The following is a 17,164-nucleotide window of genomic DNA, read 5'->3' on the forward strand; positions in this document are numbered from 1 at the left end:
TCGCGTCTCCCTCGTTCGGTTCAGGCGCCCGCGGGCACGGCCTGCGGGCTGCGCCGCGTGTCGCTCCCGGGCACCGGCGCGGAGGCGTCGGCCCCCAGTTCGATGATCCGGTTGTCCGCGTCCACGTGCACGACGCGCGGCACGAGCGCGCGCGCCTCGGCGTCCTCGACCTGGGCGTAGCTGATGAGGATGACGAGATCCCCGGGATGGACCAGGTGGGCGGCCGCCCCGTTGATCCCGATGACCCCGGACCCCCGCTCGCCCTCTATGACGTAGGTCTCCAGCCGGGCGCCGTTGTCGATGTCGACGATGTGCACGAGCTCCCCGGGCAGCAGATCGGCCGCCTCCATGAGATCGGCGTCGACGGTGACGGAGCCGACGTAGTGCAGATCGGCCTGGGTCACGGTGGCGCGGTGGATCTTGGACTTGAACATTGTACGTATCATCGAGGTACTCCTGGACATAGGCTCCCTGCCTGCGTTTTTGCAGGTCAAGGGCTGTTTTCACACCCTACAACGAGTCGCAAGTTCAGGCAGCTGTCCCCAGGTTTTTCAGGACTCATGCTGACCACTTGCTGACTTTCCTGACGCATCATCAGGCAATTCCGGGGAACTTCGCCCACTCTCCCTGGCTCCACCGCGACGACCCCACAAGCCTACGCAGCACGCGCTCAAGAGCCCTCGTGATCACCGTCACTCTCACAGAGCGGCGACGCCCGATCCGCGCGTGCACGAGGCCACCGCAAGAATCCCCGAAAAAGCGGCGCGGGAACCTAGCAGCGAATCCCGGCCCAGCGAAACCGGCGTTCCTCATGACCATGGCCTTAGCCCGCCCGGTGACTCTTGGCAGTGACACAGGGCGGCCGCCGAAGACCTCAGAATCCCGCCAGAGCGGAGCAGCTCGGCACTGCGATCACGCTCAGGCCAGCCTCGCAGGAGCCGTCTCACCCATGGAACCGCAGCCTTCCGACACCACCCGACCACGACGGCGTCAACCCCTCGAACCCGTCCTCATGGAAACCTCCGAGGTCGCCGCGATGCTCAGCATGTCCACGAGCTGGGTCTACAGGGAAGCGTCGAAACTGGGCTTGAAGGGGTACAAACTCGGCCGAGGCAGGAACGCCAAGGTCCTGTACAAGAGGGCCGAGGTCTTCCAATGGCTGGAGCAACAGAAGATCCATTAGCTTGATCTTCAGCATCCCCGTCGGCGTCGCGCTAGACCACTTGGTCCTGTAAGCGTCGAACGCTTGGCACATCAAAGGGAATTCAGGAAAAACCCGACAGGTACTCGCAAGCAACCAACCTCTTCAGGGATTGTCAGTGGCATGGGTGACGATGACCACCCGTACTGATTGGCCCGTGGGGGGACATGGTGCACCTGAGTCGTATTGCTGTCAGCGGCTTCCGGGCAAGCGCGGAGGAGGAGATGACCTGCGACCTCCCCGGTCGTTTCAGTGTGCTGATCGGAGCCAACGGTGCCGGGAAGACGACGCTCACGGACGCCCTCTACCTGGCGCATCCGACCAACCGTTTCCCGGTCCTGCCAAGGTACGGATCCGCCACGCTCGCGCCCGAAAGGTCCACCCGCAGCATCGAGGTTTCCTACAAGCTGGGCGACAGCCTCACCGAGGAAGGGCGCCTCGGACGCCAGTTACACGAGGCCGACCACCGGCCCCTCGGTCACGTCGCCCAGAGCTGGGGTGTCACGCTGAGCCGTCGACTCGGAGGCGTCGCCACGAAGATCGAGAGCGCGCACGGCAGGTCCTTGGACCTGGACCCGTACAAGCTGATCTACCTGCCGGCCTGGCGCCATCCGCTCGACGAGCTGGCGCGCCGTGAGGCGCGGATCCTGGTCGAGCTGCTCCGTGCCGAGCAGCAGCGCCTGAACGGTACCCGGAACCTGGTGGGACTCCGGGCGCGCGCCTCCCAGCTGCTTGAGGAGCTGGCCAAGGAGAGCATCATCGACGCCGTCGAGAAGCGGATCGGCGGATACCTCATGGATCTGTCGGCCGGAGTGGACCGCCAGTGGCCGTACATACGCGGCCAGGTGATCGACGACACCTACCTGGCTCGTGTGCTGGAAGTCATGCTCGCCGTCATGGAGGGACGCAGGTTCGCACGCCCCCTCGAAGTCTCCGGGCTGGGATACGTCAACCTGCTGCACATCGCCGTGACTCTGGCGGCGATACCGGACTCCGCCGAACCTCCGCAGGCTGGGGCGTGGCTTCCCTCGGACACCTCAGATCAGCCGCCCCTCACCGAGGAGGAGCAAATACGGGAGGCGACCCTGAACCTCGAACAGGCACAGGCGGACGCCGACGCAGAGGAGGACTCCTTCTTCGGTACGAAGCCATTCCACGCGACGGTCGTCATCGAGGAGCCCGAGGCACACCTCCATCCGCAGTTGCAGCAGGCTCTGGTCCGCTACCTGCGCAGGACCGTCAAGAGGCGACCGGAGCTGCAGGTCGTCCTCTCCACCCACGCAACAGACATCATCACGTCCTGCGCCCCGGAGGAGCTCGTCGTCGTCCGCAGGACGGCGCGGGGGAGGGTCTGTCGCACCGTCGCCGACGTCGTACCGGCCGAGCACCGCGACGTCACACTGCGGAAGACACGACTCCATCTGGACGCCAGCCGGTCCGCCGCACTCTTCGCCGAACGTCTCCTGCTGGTGGAGGGTGTCACCGACGCCGCTGTCGTGCGGGAGTTCGGCAGGACCTGGGCAGGTATGGACGCACGCAAGCACGCGTTCATCGACGCGCTCAGCATCGTGCACATGGGCTGGAAAGTCGGACAGTGGCCGGTGCACCTCCTGGCGACCCGGGGCAGCGAGCTGTGCACCAGGCTGGCGATCCTCGTCGACAACGACCTGCCCTTCGATAGCGAGGAGCGGAAGAAGCCGGGATGGCTCTCCGATCACGACCCGTCGGTCGTCGACGCCTTCGTCAGTCACCCGACCTTGGAGCCGTCCATCACCGCAGGCAACGAGGACTTGGTCGAGGAGGCCCTGCACGAAATCGGGCTGAACCTGGGAGAGGTGACGCCCCAGACGGTGTACGAGCTGTTCCGCGGCAACCGGCGTAAGAAGGGCGACTTCGCGCTGGCTTTCGCCGGTCTTCTCGCGGAAGCCAATGAAGTAGACCCCGAGCAGGCTTGGTTCCTTCCAGCCGTGCCTGAGCACATGCGGCGCCTGTTCGAGTTTCTCTACGCGCCCACGCCGGCCGACGAAGGCGATGCCGCGCCACACAACACATCCCTCGGGCCCCTCGACGAGCCGGACTGGCTCGCGGTGGAGGGCGAACAGGGCACGGACGAGCAGTACGCCACGGACGTGGAGGGCTTCCACTGGCTGGACGATGACGAAGAGGAGGAAAGCTACTGGGCGGAAGCAGCCGGGTACGAACCGTTCCCCGGCGTACCAGAGCCGGATGCGCCGCCCTGGGACGAACTCCTGCCTTGGTGCCCCTCCCCCAGAGCCGCCTGGCCCACAGCCACGCATCAAATGACGAACACCGATGAGTAGCCGCCGAGCTGAGAACCCCGTCCTCACGCGGGAACAACTCCTTGTCGCCGCGAGCCCTCACCGCCTCCTCTACATAGAGGCGTTCCCAGGTTCGGGGAAGACGACCGTCTCGCACCAGCGATTCGGCCTGCACCGATTCGCGCGCACGACCGACCACCGGGCGGTCGTGGCGGTCAGCTTCACCCGCTCGGCCACCGAGGAGATACGCAGCCGTGTGTCCCGACAGTGGGGCCCTTCAGCCCTGACCTGGCCCCATCGCATCGTCACACTCGACACCGTTCTCGACGACCTTCTCACCGACCTCCTGCGGTCCCGGGTCCTCCAGTGGCCGGGCAACCACGAGGAACTGGAGGTGCTGGACACATGGCCGACCCACCTACCCACCACCCGAACGAAAGCAAAGCCGGTCCTCCGCCTCGCGGGCACCCGCGTCGTCACCACCTATCAGCAGGAAGACGAACCGAATTACCACATCAAGCCGGTGGACTTCTCCTCCATGGTCGGGGACGGTCGGTGCACCCACGAGAACGTGCGTGAGGTCCTGCGCGACGCCCTCGACGCTGAGGACATCCGCGCCCGGGTCACGGCCTACTTCGCCACGGCGATTAGGTCCTTGCTCGTCGATGAGGTCTACGACGCGAACGACCTGGACGTGGAGATCATCCGTGTGGCGGCCGACGCGGGACTGGCCGTCACCCTGGTGGGAGACCCCTGGCAGGCCCTCTACGCCTTTCGCGGCGCCCGCCCGGAGAGCGTGCGCCGACTCCTCGGACTGCTGGAGTTCGAACGCGGCGACCTCCGGACCACGTTCCGATGGCGCGACAGCGTGACCCAGACGTCACTGACGCAAGGACTGCGCCGCGGCGAGAGCACGATCATCCCCGCGGGAGCGGCGAAAGACGTCAATGTCGTGCTCGCACGGAAGTGGCAGTCGCTGTGGGACTGCGCCCCTCAGGTCCTCCCCCTGGCCACCGCCAGGTGGAGGATGGGGCCGCTCCAGAAAGCCTTGTGCACCTTGCTGCTGAACGAACTCACTCAGACGGCCCTCGGCCTGCCAGCCTTGTTCATCCCGGAGGCCTGGACCACCCTGGGCATCAAGGAGGCCGAGACGTTTGAGAAGCTGCGTCCGGACCTGCAGAGCGCGCTCCAACGCCTGGCGGGCCAGGACGATCTCTCCGAGGTCTGGACCGCCTTGGTGCGTACGGTGGTCGCTACGGCGCGCGTCGAGCCGTCGGAGGGGCACAAACGGACCCCACGCAAGGCTCTCGGCCACCTGCGCGCGCGCCTGAACGTCCATCACGAGCGTCTGATACTCGGTCTGACCTGTCACCAGGCGAAGGGCAGGGAATGGGACAGGGTCGGAGTGCGGCTGGAGGAGTCCGACTTGGCCGCGCTCCGCAAGGGCCTCGACCCCGGCGACGAGGCCCACCGCGCGCTCTACGTCGCACTCACCAGAGCACGACACCTAAGCGTCAGGGTGTGAGGGCAGTTCCTCTTGTGCCCCGTCGCCCGACCCAGCTGTGTTCAGCTCTCCGAGCCGCACGGAGGCTGGCAGACGGCGCAGCTGAACGACCTTCCGTCTCGGTGCCTAGATGTGGAATACCGCGAGCTCTCCGACGATTGGTCTTCGTGCAAAGATCACGGGAGGGGCGCTAGTGGCTGAGCTGATGCTGTTCCGGCAGGACGCGGACGGGCGGGATGTCGAGCTGTCCGGTTCGACGGTGGCGCTGGAGGTGGAGCTGCAGCGGCGGGTCGAGGCCGGGCTGGAGCAGATGCTCGGTATTCGGTTCGTGGCGTCGGAGTATGCGACTGGTCCGTGGCATCGGGGGCGGATCGACACGCTGGGGCTGGACGAGAACGGCAGCCCGGTGGTGATCGAGTTCAAGAGGGGCTCCAACACCGGGGTGCTGTCGCAGGCCGTCTCGTATCTGTCCTGGCTTCGTTCGGCGCAGTACGAATTCGAGGCGCTGGTCCGGAAGGTGCTGGGCGCTGAGGCGGCCGAGTCGATCGACTGGCGGCGTCCGCGGATGGTCTGCATCGCAGCGGGCTTCTCCCACCATGACCGTGTGGCCGTGCAGTGGCTGCCAGAGCGGATAGACCTGGTGCGCTACCGGGTCTTCGAGGGCGGCCTGTTGAGTCTGCTGCTCGTCGATTGCTCTCCCGCTTCGCCGAGCGCCGCTTCGTCTCGGCGGAGCCGGGAGCGGGACGCGGTGGTCGGCAGCCCGCCAGCGGCACCAGCGACGCCTTCGCCGGCGGGTGCCTGCCTCGTGCCGGACTGTTTGCGGGACCTGTACGCCGAGCTCGACGAAGCGCTTACAGCGTGGGGCGAGGTCGAGGTGGCGCCGCTGCGGCACTACATCGCCTACCGGCGGCTGGTGAACGTCGCGTCGGTGATCTTCCGTGCGAAGCACGGGGCGATCCTGGTCTATCTCAGACTCGACCCGGACTCGGTCGTGCTGGAGGAGGGGTTCACCCGGGACATGCGCGGCGTCGGGCACCTGGGGACCGGGGCCTTGGAGGTGCGTCTCGTCTCGGCGGCGGATCTGGAGAAGGCGGCGCCGTTGATCCGGCGGGCGTTCGAGGCGGCCTGACGCGACGAGAAGGGCGGCTGGTGCATCGGTCATTCGATACACCATCCGCCCTTCGGCGTCTGCGGCCCGCCGGCCCCAGGCTCTGTCCGCTCTCATGATCACGCCTCCGGTCCGGCGAGGTCGAAGTCGTCCTTGGTCAGCTCGGCGCGGAGCCGCTGCTCGGCCACATCGGCGTAGTGCGAGGACAGCTCGACGCCCACGAAGCGACGTCCCTCGCGAAGGGCCGCGACGCCCGTGGAGCCGCTGCCGGTGAACGGGTCGAGGACGGTGCCGCCTTCGGGGCAGACCTGTACGAGCTGCTGCATGATCTCGACGGGCTTCTGGGTGATGTGGACCCGGTCCTTGCGGGGCTGGGAGGCGATGTAGTGGCCGGGCAGGTAGAGATCGCGGGTGTTGTCGAGGGATCCCTTGACGCCCCAGACGATGAACTCGGAGTCCTGCTTCGGCCCGCCCTTGCGGGGCCGGCTGGCGGGCTTGATCCACGGGATGGTGCCGCTCCAGGTCCACCCGGCCGTCTGCAGGGCGTCTGACGTCGTCGGTTCCTGGCGCCAGTCGGTGAAGACCATGGCCACCGCGTGCTCGGTCGAGGCCCGGTACGCCTCGGTGAGCAGTTCGGTCAGCCAGGAGCGGTAGGAGCGCTGGTCTCGGTTCTCGCCGGGGAAGTTGGCGAGGTCGTGGGCGCTGTTGCTGGTGACGTACTTGGCGCGCGCGGTCCGTCCGGTGCGTTCCGAGCTCGTACGGCCGCCGGAGTTGTACGGCGGGTCGGTGATCACGGCGTTGACGCTCTCGTCCGGAAGGGACTTCAGCACGGTCAGGGCGTCGCCTCGGTGCAGCGTGTAGCTCACGGGAAGGGCCTCTCTCAGGGCATGGCGGGGCTGGGACCGCTTCGGGCAGCGCTCAACGGCGTTCTTCCGGGGCGGGGTTGTGCTGGAGGTTAGCGGCGTTCTACGGCCGTACCCAACGAGGGCGGTCCATACTACGAGCGCGGTCCGGGAGTCGTTTGGTGCGGCCGGATGCCCGGTCTACTGTCTCGCCGTGTCACCGGACAGGAGCGTCGCTCCACCGTCGCTGACCTGTGCTTTCCGTGCTACCTCGTCCAGTCGAGCGGTATCGGGGGCACCTTGTCCTCTTCCTTCCCGCATGCCGTCAGGAGCCCCGGTGTACTGCCTGAGATTACGAGCGCGGCTGGCTGCCGCGCGTGACCTGAGACCGGCGTCCGAGGGTCAGCCGGCCCGCGGCAGGAGCTACCAACTCCTCTGACCCGGGGGCCGCCCGAGCGGCGGATGCACATCGGCGCGGTGCCGACGGCTTTGCACGAGAAGTCGGCACCGCGCCTCCTACGAACAGCGAGGAGCCGCTGCGATGCAGCATGCCCTGATACATCCGCGCCCCGACCCGACGGCGTCACCCGGCCGACACCGCCGCCTCGGTGAGCGGCGGCGGCGATGAAGAAGACCACCAAGGGTGTCGTCGGTCTCTGCGCGACCGCTCCGCTGCTGCTGGCCGTTCCGATTCTCGCCATTGGGGCCGGGACAGCTTCGGCCGCCTGCTCGACCGCCGGGGCACAGGATGTGGATACTGCCGCCGTCGCCACCCAGGTGAAGGCCATCCTGGACGGCGGCGACAAGGGCTCGGTCTCCGTGCCGGGCCTGGACGATCCGGCCGAGCAGGTGTCCAACGCCAAGACGATCCAGGCCACCGGTGTGGCGATGAACATCCCGGCCCGCGGGCAGGTCGTGGCGCTGGCGACCGCCCTGCAGGAGAGCGGCCTGCGGAATCTGACCTACGGCGACCGCGACTCGCTGGGGCTTTTCCAGCAGCGGCCGTCACAGGGTTGGGGCACGGCGAACGAGATCCTCGACCCGGTGCACGCCTCGACCAAGTTCTACGAGGGGCTGCAGAAGGTCTCAGGCTGGCAGTCCCTGTCGATCACGCAGGCCGCGCAGGCGGTGCAGCGGTCGGGCTTCCCGGAGGCGTACGCCAAGTGGGAGCCGCTGGCCACCGCTCTGCAGAAGGCCATCGAGCCGCTGCTACCGAAGGCCGGTGGCGCGTTGCCAGCCCCTTCACCGTCTGGCTCGGCCGACACTGGCAGTCCTGCGCCCGGCTTCGCGGGCGGTTGCAGTGCCGAGGGGGACGGGACCGACTTCGGCACCATCCCGCCCGGCGCGCTGCCGGCCGAGTACAAGATCCCCGCCACCGCTCCGCGAGAGGTCCAGACGGCGATCCGGTGGGCGCTCGGCCAGCTCGGCACGCCGTACCAGTGGGGCGGGACCTGCACCGACTCTCACGGCGAGGACGCCTTGGGCCGGTGCGACTGCTCCTCCCTGATGCAGCAGGCGTACAAGGCCGCCGGGGGCACCCTGACACGTACGACGTACACGCAGGTCAAGGAGGGCAAGGCGGTGTCGGTGGATGCCCTTCAGCCGGGTGACCTGATCTTCACCGAGGGGACGGCCGCCGTACCCGAGCACGTTGGGATGGCCATCGGGCAGGGCCTGATCGTCCACGCCCCCCGCACTGGCGACGTGGTCCGCATCACGACCCTCGCCTCTTGGAAACCGCGGATTCTCGCGGCCCGCCGAGTCGTCTGACCGGCGCTTCTTCCCCCATCCCCTTTCCTCGCGCCGCCGCTTGGCCCCAGCGGGCCTCGGCGTGCGCACCATCGAACTGGAGTTCTCCATGTATCTCGCCGACCAGGTCATTCAGCTCGCCTACGATCCCGGGATCAAGCCGAACGAGGGCGGTCTGCCGGGCCTATCCGTCCTCGAGCAGGTGATGGGCTCGATCAACCTCTTCGGGCTCATCGCCGTGGTCGGCGCCCTCGCCGTCAGCGCGGGCGTGTGGGCCTGGGGCCACCACTCGGGCGGTCACCAGGCCGAGGCCAACGGCAAGAAGGGCGTGCTGGTGAGCGCTGGCGCGGCTCTTCTGCTCGGCGCGGCGAACGGCGTGGTCGCCTTCTTCAGCACGCTGGGGACGCACGTCCGCTGATGACTCAGCACTCCACCCACCCCGGCGGCGCATCTCGCGTGCGCCGCCGGGCGCTGCTCGGCACCGTCGTCCTGGTGGTGCTCGTCGCCCTCGCCGGCCTGGCCGCGTACCTCACCCGCGACGGCAGGGGTCCTTCCGAAGCCCCTGCTCCACCGCCGAATTCACCCTCGGGCTCCTCTTCGCCTCCCTCGGCGTCCGGGTCGTCTACCCCGCACACCCGTCCCCATGCTCTTCCGGTCCCACCGAAGACCCATGACCCGATCGCGTACGGGAAGGCAGCCGCCGCAGCGCTGTGGTCCTACGACACCCGTGCGTACTCGCAGCCCGAGCTGCGGAAGGCTCTGCGCGGGTGGCTGACCACGGAGACCAACTACGCCGATCCGGCCTCGGTCGACAAGGTCGTCCCCTCGGCTGCGCTGTGGAAGGAGATGGCCTCCAACGGCCAGTTCGCCACCGCCAAGGTCTACGAGGGGCACTTCCCGAACGCGTTCACCCGGGCCCTGCAGGAAGAGCCCGGCGCGATCACCCAGGCGTACGTCTACGCCGTCACGGTCTCCGGCAAGCAGTCGATCGCCTGGAAGGGCTCGCCCGCCGGCGGCGCGGAGAGCCGTGCCACCACCCTCGCGGTCCAGTGCCGGCCCGACCGTCCCTGCGCCCTGGTCGGCGTCATGCCGTCCGTCGCGCCCTGACCCCAGTCCGAGAAAGGAGGTAGCACCATGGGAGTCTGCGACTTCCCGCTGATGGACAAGGTATGTGGTGCCGTCGACTTCGCCACCAACCCCGCCGGAACCGTCACCGACGGCATCGGCGCGTGGATCGCGAAGTCGATGGGTGAACTGGCGGCCAGCGCCGCTGACCTCGCCGCCCAAGCCGTCAACAAGACGACCGCCATCGACCTCAACGCCGGATGGTTCCGGGACAACTACGAGCTCCTGCTGCCCATCGGGCTCGCTCTGACCGTCGGCATCTTCTGCGTCCAGCTCATGACCGCGGCCTGGCGTCGCGATGAACGCGCCCTTGCCCAGGCTGCGTTCGGCACCATGACCGGCGTCCTCTTCAGCTTCTCCGCCATTGCCTTCACCACTGTCGCCATCACCGTGGTCGACGCCCTCTCCGACGGACTGTTCCAAGCGGCCAACACCTCCGTCGACGACGCGATCCGGCGCGTGGTGAAGGTCAACCAGTTGGGGGCGATGTACGGCCTTGGCTGGGGCGTCCCGGCGCTCGTCGCCCTCGGGTGCGCGGTCGGCGCCTTCCTCTACTGGGGCGTCATGGTCGCCCGCAAAGTCGGCGTCCTGATCATGGTCTCGCTCGCCGTGTTCGCCGGTGCCGGCGGCGGCTGGGAGGTCGCCAAGCGTTGGCGGCGCGGCTGGATCGAGGCCACCGCCACCCTGGTCGTCTCCAAACTCCTGATGACCGTGGTCTTCCTGATCGGCGTCTCCGCCATGGGCAAGAGCGACGCCAGCGACGGGATGGCGGCCCTGTCCGACGCGATGGCAGGCATCGTCGTGATGGTCCTCGTGCTGCTCTGCCCGTACGCGACGTACAAGTTCGTGCACTGGGCCAGCGACGGCGGCGGCCATGACGACCACCCCGTGTGGTGCCGAAGGCCACACGTGCGACCTGCACCGCCAGGCCGAACTGATCACCCGGTACACGGTGCGTAGGAAGACGCCGACCGTGATCTGGGACAAGGACCGCAAGCTCCGGGCGGAAAGCGTGTGGCGGCGCGTTCCCCAGGCCACTGTCTGCGAGGCCGCTCTCGAACCGACGCCTGGGGCTCACCGCCTGCTCTTCCCCGTCGACGACCGCCTGCTCGCCGGGGCGGATCCGGTCGCGCTCGCCAAGCGGCCCCGGGACCTCGTCCTCGGGTACCTCGGCAACCAATACGACCGCGACGAGCACTTCGACCGCTTTTTCGCACCGGCCGCCGCGCGCTTCGACCACCTCGTCGGAGGCAAGTGGACCAACGCCAGCCGCTGGCCGCACGTCCGGTTCCTCGGCAGACTCCCTTTCGAGGCGGTCCATGGCGTGTACGGCAGGTCGTTGGCGACCGTGCTCATGCTGCCGGAGCGGTACGCCGCCGTCGGGCAGATGACGCAGCGGATCTTCGAGGCCGTGCTCGCCGGCTGCCTCCCGCTCGCCCCTGCCGACATCGTGCACGCCGACCGCTTCGTACCCCAGGAGCTGATCGTCCGATCCGGTGGCGAGGTGATCGAGCGACTGAACCACCTCCAGCGGATCGCCAGCACCCAGCAGCACGCGGACCTGATCGCAGCCTGCCTGGACCGCCTGGACCTGTTCTGCCTGAGTCGACAGGTCGACGCGCTGGAAGCCGTCCTGAACACGGCCGTGGACCCCGTCGTGGCACTGGAACGCGGAGCGGCCTGATGCAGCTGAGCAGCCAGGCCACCAAGTCCGGATCATCCGAAAGTGCCCCGGCAGCCGGTCCGACCGAGCACCCGAGCACCTCTACGCTGGAGCATCATGAAGAAGGTCGCCATCGTCGGCTGCGGAGGCAGCGGAGGCAGCGGAGGCAGCGGAGGCAGCGGCAAGTCGTACCTGGCGCGCGAGCTGGGCAGGATTCTCAACGCCCCGGTGACGCACCTGGACGCCGCGTTCTACGACGACGAGTGGAACGAGCTGCCCATGGAGAGGTTCGCCGATCTGCAGCGGGAGCTGGTCGCGCAGCCGAGGTGGGTGATCGACGGGAACTACAACTCGACGCTGCAGATCCGGCTCGAAGCCTGCGACACGGTGGTCCTGATGGACGTCTCGACCGCGGCCGCGCTGTTCGGGATCTTCTCCCGCCAGCTCCGGCACGGGGCCGGGCACAAGGGCAACGGGGTGCACAACCGCATCCACTGGGGCGTGATCAAGTACGTGGCGACGTACCGCCGCAAAATGCGCCCGCGGGTCATGGCCAAGATCGGCGAGTTCGCCTCGGGCCGTGCCGACGTGGTGCTGCTGTCCAGCCGGAGGCAGACGCGTCGCTGGCTGCGGAAGGTCGCCGCCGAGCACCGCTGAGTACACCGCGGAGTGCACCGCTCGCCCGAGGGGAGCGTGCGGCGTGAGCGGCATCAACCCGTTCCTGGACCCGTTGCGGCAGGCGGAGCTGTACGGGGACGACTCCCGGCTGGCAAGCCGGTCCAGCGCGCTGATGCGGGCGAAGACCTCCGGGCACCCGGTACCGGACACAATCGTCGGGCTGGTGCGCCACCACCACGAGCGACCGGATCGCCTCGGCTTGGTCCTGGACCTCGGCTGCGGTCGAGGCACGAGCAGCCTGACCCTCGCCGAGGACCTCCGCCCCCGGCACGTCGTCGGCCTCGACGCCGCACCGGCCCTGCTTGAGCAGGCACGTCAGCGCGCCCGGCGACTACCCGATCTCCCGGTGACCTTCCATCAGGGCGACTTCCACCATCTCCCTGTGTCCGCCGGGTCGTGCGATGTCGTCGTCGCAGCGTTCTGCCTGTATCACTCGCCGCGTCCGCGGTCCGTGGTCGCGGAGATCGGCCGGGCGCTCGTTCCCGGCGGTCTGGCCGTGTTCGTCACGAAGAGCCTCGACAGCTACCGGGAGATGGACCAGCTCGTCGCTGCCGCCGGCCTCGATCCAGCAGCAGAGCAGCACGAGAGCCTGTACGTCTCGGCGCACAGCGGCAACCTCGCCGACCTGGTCGCCGTGTCGCTCGACGTACTCGCGGTGGAGCACGAAGAGCACACCTTCACCTTCGACGGCCACGACCACGTCGCCGAATACCTCGCCACCAACCCGAAGTACGACCTGGCCCCCGGCGTCTACAGCGACGCGGCCGCGCTCGCCACGACCCTGCACGAGCTGCTGCCGGACCGGCCCCTCACCACCAAGTCCCTCGTCACCTTCGTGCTCGCCCAGTCGCGGGGAGGACGGCAGTGAGGCTCCGGTATTTCACCAAGCGCTTCGAGGCGCCTGGCCTGGTGGCCGCGGCAGCCCGCCATCACGCCTGGCTCGCCGAGCACGCACGGCCGCTGCGGCTGCCGGCGCTGACCGTGGTCGGGCCGACGAGCCTGACGTACGAATGGATCGACGGCCGCCCGGCTCGGCCCGAGGACCTGCTGGCCCTGGCCGCGCTGTTGGGCGACGCCCACGGCGCCGCGTGGACCACGGACCTCCGGCCGGCCTCTCTGAACACGCCGCACCGCTTCCGGGACGGCATCGCCTTCGGTGACTACACCGGGCCTCGGCAGGCCGCGCTGCGAAGAAGACTGGAGCAGGGGTACCTGGCGGACCGGGACGCCCTCCACGCGATGCTGACGCTGCTGGAGAAGACCGCCGAGGGGCCGACTGCGTTCTACAAGGACAGCAATCCCCGGAACTTCCTCATTACCGAAGCCGGCGACGTCTACACGGTCGACGCCGACGACCTCACGCTGGCGCCGATGGGGTACGACCTGGCGAAGCTGATCGCGACGCTCATCCTGATGTACGGGCCTCTGCCCACCCCGGCCATCGACTCCGCACTGCGCACGTACAACGAGGCGGCCGAGCGCCACGACCCCCGACTCGCCACCACGGATCGCCGGCGGCTCAACGACTTCCTCACCCTGCACGCCGTCCTGACCGCTCCGTACGCCGGGCGCAACGGCTACCTCCACAGCTGGCCCTCCCGACACCGCCCCCAAGGATCCCCATGATCACAACCGAACTCGTCTTCGTCCGCCACGGCGAGGCCCAGTGCAACATCGACGGCCTCGTCGGCGGCCCCCGCACCTGCACCGGACTGACCAACCTCGGATACGACCAGGTCGAACGGGTCGCGCTCCGCCTCGCCGCCGAGCACCGCGCCAAGCCCTTCGACGCTTTGCACGCCAGCCCGCGCATCCGACTGCGCCAGACCGCCGAGATCATCAGCCAGGCCCTTCGGCTCCCTCTGCACACGGACGACCGTCTCGACGGCCCCGTCCACGGCGCCGCCGACGGTCTGCCCTGGACCGACGTGAAGGCCGCCGCCGACGGTGGGCCTCACGCCCACCCTGACAAGCCGTGGGCAGCCGGATCCGACACCTGGAACGGATACCTGGAACGCGCCGGCCGCCTCCTGCAGGGGCTCATCGAGCAGCACGAGGGTGACCGCATCCTGTTCGCCGCGCACGGCGAGACCGTGCTCGTTGCGCACACCCTGCTCCTGGGGATCCCGCCCGGTTCTTCGGCCGGATTCACGGTCTCGCACGCGTCCGTCACCCGCTGGCAGCACCACCGCAACCGCCTCGGACAGAGACGGTGGATGCTCGACCGGCATAACGACACCGAGCACCTGGCCGCCTTAACGCAGGAGGCCGCCTCGTGATAACGATGTGCGACGACCCGCGTCTGAACCTGGCCCGAGGCGCCCTCGGAGAGGTCTGTGTCGTGCACGATCCGACGCTCCCGTCCCGCGTCATGCGTCTGGTCAACACCGACGGCGACGAGTTCTTCGCCAAGCAGCACAGCGAACGCGACCGGTACACCCGCGAGTTGCACGCCTACCTCGCCTGGGGATCTCGCTTGATCGGCCATGTCCCCCGCGTGGTCGGCCGCCACGATCGGACGTGCACCCTGCTGCTCACCGCTGTCCCCGGCGTACGGGCAGACACGGTCGCACCGGGGTCGCCCGAGGAGGAGCAGGCCCACTACGAGGCCGGGCGCGTGCTGGGCAAGCTGCACCATGCCACCTCGGCGCCGCGTACCGGCGCCGTCGGCACGGAACTCGCCCAGCGGCTGCGCGACTGGATCGCCCGCGCAGACCGGGCCGATCTCATCTCCAAGGTCGAACGCGACCGCCTGAACCACAACGCGGACGTCCTGGCGAACACGCTCATGGACAGCGCCGTGTGCCACCTCGACTACCAGCCTCGGAATTGGCTCATCGGCGACGCTTTCGGGCTGTGCGACTTCGAGCACGTGCGCCGCGACGCCCGCATCCGCGACTTCACCCGGCTCGAGTTCCGCCGCTGGCAGGCCGTCCCGAGCCTCCGGACAGCGTTCTTCGCCGGATACGGACAGCCACTGAATGACACCGAACAGCGGCTGCTGGAGTCCTTCGGCGCGATCGAGGCCGTCACCGCCCTGGTCCGCGGGCACGAGCAGGACGACCTCTCGCTCAGTACCCACGGCCGCACCGTTCTGGCCCGCCTCACCTGAAAACCACGCCCTCGCCGGAAATCCTGGAGATCCCCGTGTCGCATCACCCATCACACCTGACCGCCGCCGTGCCCCGCCGGGCCGTGGTGACCGGTGCCGCCGGCTTCATCGGCTCCCACCTCGCGCACGCCCTCGTCCAAGCGGGCGCCGTCGTCATCGGCGTCGACCGGCGCGGCCCGGCCACCGACCCCACGGCCGCGGCCAACCTCTCCGTCCTGCAGGGGCTCCCGGGGTACATGCACGTCACCGCCGACCTCCTCAGCTGCGCGATCGAGCCGCTTCTCGTGGAGGCGAACGCCGTCTTCCACCTGGCGGGCATCCCTGGGGTACGCCCTTCGTGGGGGCCGAAGTTCAGCGAGTACGTCGCCTCGAACGTCCTCGCCACCCACCGCGTCATGGAAGCCACCTCCCGGATGGGCGTACCGCGACTCGTAGTGGCCTCCTCCTCCAGCGTCTACGGGCCCACCGACGGCGGTGCGAGCATCGAGACCGATCGGCCCCAGCCCGCATCCCCGTACGCGGTCACGAAGCTCGCCGAGGAGCAGCTTTGTCTCGCGCACTCCACACAGGCGCACTGCCCCACCAGCGTCGTCGCCCTGCGGTACTTCACCGTCTACGGCCCTCGCCAGCGCCAGGACATGTTCACGCACCGCGCGCTCACGGCGGCCTTGACCGGCCGGCCACTGCGTCTGTACGGGGACGGGCACCAGCGCCGGGACTTCACGTACGTCGACGACGCGGTGATCGCCACGGTGGCCGCGGCCACCATCCCGACGGCCAGCGGGGTGATCAACGTCGGGGGCGGTTCGAGCGCCTCCCTGCTCGAAGTGATCAACATCGCGAACAGCCTCTCCGGGCGCGAGATCCAGCTCCACCAGGAGAACCCGCGCAGCGGCGACGTCCTCACCACCCGCGCCAACCCCGGCCGCGCCCACGAGGTCCTCGGCTGGCGGCCCCAGATCGACCTCCACACCGGTATGCGAGCCCACATGCAGGCGCTGGCTGCCGGTTCCGCCGCGTATGGCCACGCGGCATAGCGGGCTGCACACGACTTCGCCCCCACGCTCGATACTCACCGACAGGAGCACCGTGGCTGCCACCGCGTCCCCACGCACCCCCTCACGCCGACACATAGCGGTCATCCCCTGCCGCTGGGGCGCCTCCCGGTTTCCCGGCAAGCCCCTGGCCCAGCTCGGGAACAGGCCGCTGTTCTGGCACGTTCATCAGCGCTGCCTAGAGGCAAAGCGCCTCGACAGCGTGGTGGTCGCCACCGACGACGAACGCATCGAGGAGGCGTGCCGCGACCTGGGCATCGAGTGCATGCGCACGGGAGAACACCCCACCGGGACCGACCGCGTCGCGGAGTGCGCGCAGCGCCTCAGCGCCGACGCGTACATCAACGTGCAGGGTGACGAACCGTTCATCTCCCCCGCCGCGATCGATGCGGTCTCCGAGGCCCTGGAGCGCCTGGAGCCGGGCACACTCGCGGTGAACGCGTACGCGGAGTTGGACGACGCCGGCGCGGTCCTGGACCACAACGTCGTGAAGGTCGTCGTCGACGCAGATCGCAACGCCCTGATGTTCTCCCGCCAGCCCATCCCCTATCCGCGGGGCGACCGACCGAGATACCTGCGGCAGCTCGGGCTCTACGGCTTTACCGGAACCGCCCTCAGACTGTTCCGACAACTCCCGCACGGGCCGCTGGAGCGAACCGAGGGCGTGGAGATGCTGCGCTTCGTCGAACACGGGCACCGTGTACGGATGCTCTCCGTCGTGGACGACGGGCTGGCGGTCGACACTCCAGAGGACCTTGCCAGGGCCAGCCGGTTCCTCCGTTCCCGGCAGCTTCCATGACTGACTCGGTTCCCGTCGCGGCAGTTATTGCACTGTGCCGCCCACGCCC

General features: G+C 68.7%; 17 protein-coding genes and 1 pseudogene. 16 read left to right on the forward strand and 2 right to left on the reverse strand.

Annotated elements, in window-relative coordinates; translation table 11 throughout:
- Positions 1-20 precede the first annotated feature (20 nt).
- Positions 21-446: an aspartate 1-decarboxylase gene (gene panD / locus AB0D99_RS00475; protein WP_362355099.1), complete on the reverse strand. Its 426-nt coding sequence runs from the start codon at positions 444-446 to the stop codon at positions 21-23.
- 503 nt (positions 447-949) lie between these two features.
- Between panD and AB0D99_RS00480 the strand changes: the two genes are divergently transcribed.
- The 4 genes from AB0D99_RS00480 (at position 950) to AB0D99_RS00495 (ending at position 6,113) form a co-directional block, all read left to right on the forward strand.
- Complete coding sequence (locus AB0D99_RS00480; RefSeq protein ID WP_362355102.1) at positions 950-1,183, forward strand: helix-turn-helix domain-containing protein; 234 nt, start codon at positions 950-952, stop codon at positions 1,181-1,183.
- 242 nt (positions 1,184-1,425) lie between these two features.
- Complete coding sequence (locus AB0D99_RS00485; protein ID WP_362355105.1) at positions 1,426-3,522, forward strand: AAA family ATPase; 2,097 nt, start codon at positions 1,426-1,428, stop codon at positions 3,520-3,522.
- Positions 3,515-5,005: a UvrD-helicase domain-containing protein gene (locus tag AB0D99_RS00490; RefSeq protein WP_362355108.1), complete on the forward strand. Its 1,491-nt coding sequence runs from the start codon at positions 3,515-3,517 to the stop codon at positions 5,003-5,005. The genes AB0D99_RS00485 and AB0D99_RS00490 overlap by 8 nt, the downstream gene beginning before the upstream one ends.
- A gap of 172 nt (positions 5,006-5,177) precedes the next feature.
- Positions 5,178-6,113, forward strand: a complete 936-nt coding sequence (locus AB0D99_RS00495) for a DUF5655 domain-containing protein (RefSeq protein WP_362355111.1) — start codon at positions 5,178-5,180, stop codon at positions 6,111-6,113.
- 98 nt (positions 6,114-6,211) lie between these two features.
- Here AB0D99_RS00495 and AB0D99_RS00500 read toward each other — a convergent pair whose 3' ends face one another.
- Positions 6,212-6,958 carry a site-specific DNA-methyltransferase gene (locus tag AB0D99_RS00500; RefSeq protein WP_362355114.1) on the reverse strand — a complete coding sequence of 249 codons (747 nt, stop codon included), beginning with the start codon at positions 6,956-6,958 and terminating at the stop codon, positions 6,212-6,214.
- 600 nt (positions 6,959-7,558) lie between these two features.
- On the opposite strand from AB0D99_RS00500, the gene AB0D99_RS00505 reads away from it, so the two are divergent.
- From AB0D99_RS00505 to AB0D99_RS00560, 12 genes and pseudogenes are all read left to right on the forward strand, one after another.
- Positions 7,559-8,704, forward strand: coding sequence for an NlpC/P60 family protein (locus tag AB0D99_RS00505; protein WP_362355117.1), 1,146 nt, complete (start codon positions 7,559-7,561; stop codon positions 8,702-8,704).
- Positions 8,705-8,792: 88 nt separating this feature from the next.
- Positions 8,793-9,101, forward strand: a complete 309-nt coding sequence (locus AB0D99_RS00510; protein WP_362356013.1) for a DUF6112 family protein — start codon at positions 8,793-8,795, stop codon at positions 9,099-9,101.
- Positions 9,101-9,790, forward strand: coding sequence for a hypothetical protein (locus AB0D99_RS00515; RefSeq protein WP_362355120.1), 690 nt, complete (start codon positions 9,101-9,103; stop codon positions 9,788-9,790). Before AB0D99_RS00510 ends, AB0D99_RS00515 begins: the two co-directional genes overlap by 1 nt.
- A gap of 27 nt (positions 9,791-9,817) precedes the next feature.
- Positions 9,818-10,690: pseudogene (locus AB0D99_RS00520) on the forward strand (ATP-binding protein); the annotation flags it as partial.
- Between the two features lie 91 nt (positions 10,691-10,781).
- Positions 10,782-11,492 carry a hypothetical protein gene (locus AB0D99_RS00525; protein WP_362355123.1) on the forward strand — a complete coding sequence of 237 codons (711 nt, stop codon included), beginning with the start codon at positions 10,782-10,784 and terminating at the stop codon, positions 11,490-11,492.
- A gap of 96 nt (positions 11,493-11,588) precedes the next feature.
- On the forward strand, positions 11,589-12,128 hold the full coding sequence (locus AB0D99_RS00530) for a topology modulation protein (RefSeq protein ID WP_362355126.1): 540 nt from the start codon (positions 11,589-11,591) through the stop codon (positions 12,126-12,128).
- 43 nt (positions 12,129-12,171) lie between these two features.
- Positions 12,172-13,017 (forward strand): class I SAM-dependent methyltransferase, encoded by an 846-nt coding sequence (locus tag AB0D99_RS00535; RefSeq protein ID WP_362355129.1) that lies wholly within the window; start codon positions 12,172-12,174, stop codon positions 13,015-13,017.
- Positions 13,014-13,775, forward strand: a complete 762-nt coding sequence (locus tag AB0D99_RS00540) for a phosphotransferase (RefSeq protein WP_362355132.1) — start codon at positions 13,014-13,016, stop codon at positions 13,773-13,775. Before AB0D99_RS00535 ends, AB0D99_RS00540 begins: the two co-directional genes overlap by 4 nt.
- A complete protein-coding gene (locus tag AB0D99_RS00545; protein ID WP_362355135.1) occupies positions 13,772-14,428 on the forward strand; it encodes a histidine phosphatase family protein in 657 nt (218 codons plus the stop codon). The genes AB0D99_RS00540 and AB0D99_RS00545 overlap by 4 nt, the downstream gene beginning before the upstream one ends.
- A 5-nt stretch (positions 14,429-14,433) precedes the next feature.
- Positions 14,434-15,261, forward strand: a complete 828-nt coding sequence (locus AB0D99_RS00550; protein WP_362356015.1) for an aminoglycoside phosphotransferase family protein — start codon at positions 14,434-14,436, stop codon at positions 15,259-15,261.
- A 35-nt stretch (positions 15,262-15,296) separates the two neighbouring features.
- The gene (locus AB0D99_RS00555) at positions 15,297-16,298 is read left to right on the forward strand and encodes an NAD-dependent epimerase/dehydratase family protein (RefSeq protein ID WP_362355138.1); all 1,002 of its coding nucleotides are present in this window, start codon (positions 15,297-15,299) and stop codon (positions 16,296-16,298) included.
- A 52-nt stretch (positions 16,299-16,350) separates the two neighbouring features.
- Positions 16,351-17,115, forward strand: coding sequence for a 3-deoxy-manno-octulosonate cytidylyltransferase (locus tag AB0D99_RS00560; RefSeq protein ID WP_362355141.1), 765 nt, complete (start codon positions 16,351-16,353; stop codon positions 17,113-17,115).
- Positions 17,116-17,164: the final 49 nt, after the last annotated feature.

It is taken from the genome of Streptomyces sp. NPDC047971 (assembly GCF_040653355.1).
Lineage (GTDB): Bacteria > Actinomycetota > Actinomycetes > Streptomycetales > Streptomycetaceae > Streptomyces.